3 protein-coding genes are annotated in these 4,614 nt (G+C 52.8%); 2 read left to right on the forward strand and 1 reads right to left on the reverse strand.

Features of this window, described 5'->3' with window-relative positions; genetic code table 11:
• The first annotated feature begins 1,127 nt into the window (after positions 1-1,127).
• Together ltrA and CA85_RS24500 are read left to right on the forward strand one after the other, a co-directional pair.
• Positions 1,128-2,483 (forward strand): group II intron reverse transcriptase/maturase, encoded by a 1,356-nt coding sequence (gene ltrA, locus CA85_RS24495; protein ID WP_146394354.1) that lies wholly within the window; start codon positions 1,128-1,130, stop codon positions 2,481-2,483.
• A gap of 168 nt (positions 2,484-2,651) precedes the next feature.
• Positions 2,652-3,677 (forward strand): IS630 family transposase, encoded by a 1,026-nt coding sequence (locus tag CA85_RS24500; RefSeq protein ID WP_146394356.1) that lies wholly within the window; start codon positions 2,652-2,654, stop codon positions 3,675-3,677.
• Positions 3,678-3,764: 87 nt separating this feature from the next.
• On the opposite strand, the gene CA85_RS26275 is transcribed toward CA85_RS24500, so the two are convergent.
• Positions 3,765-4,154 carry a DUF2306 domain-containing protein gene (locus CA85_RS26275; RefSeq protein WP_146394357.1) on the reverse strand — a complete coding sequence of 130 codons (390 nt, stop codon included), beginning with the start codon at positions 4,152-4,154 and terminating at the stop codon, positions 3,765-3,767.
• Positions 4,155-4,614: the final 460 nt, after the last annotated feature.

Raw genomic sequence — 4,614 nt, forward strand, 5'->3', positions numbered from 1 at the left:
TGACAAACGGTAGACGTCGAGTCGATCGTGGTCGAAGATTGGTTCGGTCATGGTTGCGCCATTTCGATTACGAGCACGAGCACCGTTTCACTGAGCACGAGCACGATGGCCACTTTGTGCCAGAACGTTACCCGTCACCGAGGACGGACGATTGATTTTCCATTGGTATAATCGCGCGAGCCGTCCTTAGGTGCACGGCTTGGTTCTGGCTTTCTTTCGTGCTCGTGCTCAGCATCGCGGTGCTCGTGCTCGTAATCGTTCCCCAGTTCATAGTCTACCGACGGCTCCCTAACGCCGTCAAACTTNAAGCCATTGATCACGAGCGTGGCGATGCAAACCGCTCAGCGATTTCGAAACGTCGAATGCAGCAGCGACGTATCCGATTGACAAACGGTAGACGTCGAGTCGATCGTGGTCGAAGATTGGTTCGGTCTTGGTTGCGCCATTTCGATTACGAGCACGAGCACCGTTTCACTGAGCACGAGCACGATGGCCACTTTGTGCCAGAACGGCGGCGATATGCGGGCGGCGGCGAGCGACTCACCCCTGCGAGGACGGTGACCACGCCGCTCCGTCATCATGTACGCCCAGCATGGGCGTGATCTTATGGGGTGCGGTTCCTTTGGGAACTTAGTCCCCTGTGTTGAATTCCAGTCCTTTTAACGAGAGAGTCATGATACCACATGGATAGCTCGTAAGAAAGCAAACACGAGGCGAGGGCAACTGCGGCGAGGTAACAGACCGTGGAGAGGAAGCCTGCGAAGGGTGATCGGAAAACCGGCGAAGTAGCCGTAGCCGGACGCCTTCCCGCCAAGACCTGCCAGTTGACGAACAGAATTCACATGAGGCCAAGAGTCGGGGACGAGCTGGCATGTCACAGCGAAGTCCAGACTGGAAGTTTTTCCGCTCGGGGTAGATGTGGCGATTGGGCAGGGACAGATCACGCTCCCTTATCTGGGGAGAGCCTCCGGACGTACCGGCGAGTAGGGCTTGCCCGAAAGGTCGGGCAAACAGGGGTAACCCTGAGTGTGTCTGGGGGAAGTCAGCAGCGGTCGTAGTACCGAACCTGCCGCAATCCAGCGGCTGCGGGAAGGACCAAATGATTCAACACAAGGAAAGAACCACTGATGGTCTCGAAACTAACTCCACCTCAGCCGAGAGCAGCGACTTCGGCGAACATCGAGAAGTCAGCCTTGGACGAAAGTTACCCCAACTCTTTGATGGAAGAAGTGGTTGATGATCTCAACATGGAAACCGCTTGGGCACGAGTCAAGGCCAACCGCGGGGCTCCTGGCCCTGACGGGATCACGGTCGAGATGTTCCCTGAGTGGTTCCAGCCACGTTGGCAACAGATCAAAGTGCAACTTCTAGCGGGAACTTACCGGCCCTCACCGGCACGGCGAGTTTCCATCGACAAACCCGATGGCGGCACACGCGAGCTCGGTATTCCAAACTTGCTCGAGCGTGTGATTCAACAAGCCATCGCGTTGGTCCTGACGCCGATGTTTGACCCGGAGTTCTCCGAGTCAAGTTTCGGCTATCGACCTTATCGCTCCGCCCAGGGTGCGGTCAAGCAAATACAGAAGATCATCCGAGACGGTCGCCGGTGGTGCGTTGATATGGATTTGTCGAAATTTTTCGACTTAGTTCAACATGACAAACTGATGGCAAAAGTGGGCCGCAAGGTTCGCGACAAACGGCTGTTGAAGTTAATCGGACGGTTCTTGCGTGGCGGGGTGATGGTCGACGGTTTATGCCAACCGACCGAGAAAGGAACGATCCAAGGCAGCCCCCTGTCTCCTCTGTTGTCGAATATATATCTAGACGATTTCGACAAAGAGCTTGAGAAGCGTGGCTTGCCATTTGTGCGATATGCGGACGACTTCGTGATCTTCACGAAGACAGAAGTATCAGCGCGACGTGTGTTTCGCACGGTGGAGAGATTCTTGGTCACACGAATGAAGTTAAAAGTCAATCGCGACAAGAGCTCGCTGCGCAATACGGACGGGCTGGAGTACGTAGGCTATGAGTTTCACGGCTACGGCGGACAAATTCGTGTCAGTAAGAAGAGCCTTGCCAGATTCCACAAGAAGGCGTCGGAGATCTTCCGCCGCAATCGGGGTGTGTCGATGGCGAGTCGGATGAAAGAATTCCGCTCTTACGCCAATGGTTGGATCGCGTACTTTGCCCATGATGGACGCAAGACGACATTCATTGACTTGGACAAGTGGCTACGCCGCCGGGTCCGAGCTTGTTACTGGAAAGACTGGTGCTTCCCACGCACACGAGTCAGCAAGTTGATGTCTCTTGGTATATCGAGGCAAGACGCACTGGGTTTCGGTTGCAGCCGCAAGGGGGAATGGCGTCTTTCGATGACGTCAGGAGTCCAACGCGCGCTGTCGATCGAATATCTCACAACTGCGGGCCTCGTTTGCCTCGAAGAGCGGTGGCAGAAGTTTGCACCGTTGAGACGAACCGCCTAGTGCGGACCCGCATGCTAAGCACATCTGGGTGAATTATTCGGTGTAATTGGCAAAGATTTTGCACCTATGTTTCTTGGGAATCTTTTCTTCTTTTGCTAGCAAATGTTCGATGGTCGAAATTGTGCACGGCATCGTGATTCTCCCTGTTTCACAAACCGGGAGAATCAAATGGCACGTCCATCTATGAAATTTGCGAAAATCACGTCAGTTCAGCAGGAACAGCAACTAACTGAAATGTGGAAGACCCATCATTGCCACTATACACGTGTCCGTGCTCACGCAATCCTACTTAGCAATCAACAATATGAGATCAGTGCCATTGTCGACATCTTCGGCGTCGATCGAGATTCGGTATCGAGTTGGATTGACAGGTTTTCCGAAGGTGGCCCCGAAGCACTTGAGGACTCCGAGCACCCCGGTGCGCCGCCGATACTCAGCGACGCAGAACAGCAAACCCTTCGGAGATTGCTTCGGAAATACCCGAATCGACCAGCCAAGGTTCTGAAAGAGCTGAAGGAAAAAACCGGTAAGGATATCAAGCGTCCCACCCTGCGGGATTATGCGAAGCGGTTTCGGCTGAGTTGGAAGCGTTACCGTCGAAGCTCGCGGCAAAAACAGGACGAAAAGGCATTTCAATTGGCCAAGGAAGAACTTTCCGAGTTTCTCGAAGAACCCGATCTAAACGTTGTCTACTTTGACGAGGCGAGTTTCTCGCTAAAAGGAGTTGTTCCGTATGGGTGGCAACCGATCGGTCGGCGTTACGAGATCCCCGTCACCGGTGCACACGGCAGCAACGTTCAAACGCTTGGGTTCCAAAGTCAAAACGGCGACACGCACACCTATCTCCACAAAGGCTACGTGAACAGCGAAATGGTGATTGCAATTTTTGATGATTACTGCCAAACAATCGAAGGACCAACCGTTGTGGTCCTTGACAATGCCTCGGTGCACACCAGCGGAGCCTTTCAAGATCGCTTAGAAGACTGGGCGGACAAAGGGCTCTACATCTACCATCTGTCGCCCTATAGCCCAGAGCTAAATGCGATCGAAGGGCTTTGGAAAAAACTGAAGTACCAATTGCTCCCTGTGGAGGCATGGGAGAGATTCAGTACACTGCTAAACACGCTTACGAAAACACTCTGTGAGTTCGGAGACGTGACGTATATGCCCACGCTTTTTAGTTATGCCGAATGAATTCACCCGATGTGCTTAGGTGGTGTGGGAGGGTCCCGGAGCAATCCGGGCCCTATCCCGATCGGATTGTTCTCCGTATTCCGGGTCTCAGTTGGAGAATAAGATTCGGTGGAAATAGCGATCGGGCAACAAAGTCAACAAACCAGCGAATCCTATTGCGCCCATATACGCGAGCATCATCATATACTTGTGTGTTTTGATTTCCCCAGCTCTCGCAGCGAAAACTGCTGCAGGAAGCGAAACGACTGTCAAAACGCTGAAAAGGTGAATGAATCCAAAATGCCCCATCAGTTGAGGGCCAGCCCGTGCCTTCATAAACAACGACAAGATCGAAGTCAGCAACATCAGGATTACATATGCCCGGCCGATTGTTCGGTGTAGGCGATTGCCTTTGGGGAGCGCGAAAATTACTAAGCCGAGAAAAATACAGGGAACGACAGTTACCAAGTGGGCAACCATGAGATTCTCGTAGCTCATTCAAGTCTGCTGTAAGGTCCGAAGGAATTTCAGTCGGAGAACGTCGGCGATAAGCGAGTCGCCGTGGTTGATAGTGATGTAAAGCTAGACGAATTCGGCGACTTCGTTTCATCGCATGGTTATCCGCCAGATTCGTCGAGTTCAAGTGTGAGTACAGTTTCATTTGGAACTACCGTCAGATTTCCGTTTGGCATGTCAATCAACAGGTGAGACGACGACACGCGGCAAGGTAGGCCAACCAGCGATTTTGCATCTGCATCGCCAGCAAGATCAAGGGTTACAATGGGTGCGATCCGCGTAGTGCGCCTGTGATCTGGCGAGATTGGTATTCACGAAAAGAGGCTTCCTCCTGCAAAATGTTGGTGCTCAAACTAACACCGCAGGAAAGGAAGCCTCATGGATGTCAAAGGTATCGTCGGAAGCCTCACTCAAGCAATCGCAGATTCTGAAATTCAATCCC

Source organism: Allorhodopirellula solitaria (genome assembly GCF_007859855.1).
Classification (GTDB): Bacteria; Planctomycetota; Planctomycetia; order Pirellulales; family Pirellulaceae; genus Rhodopirellula; species Rhodopirellula solitaria.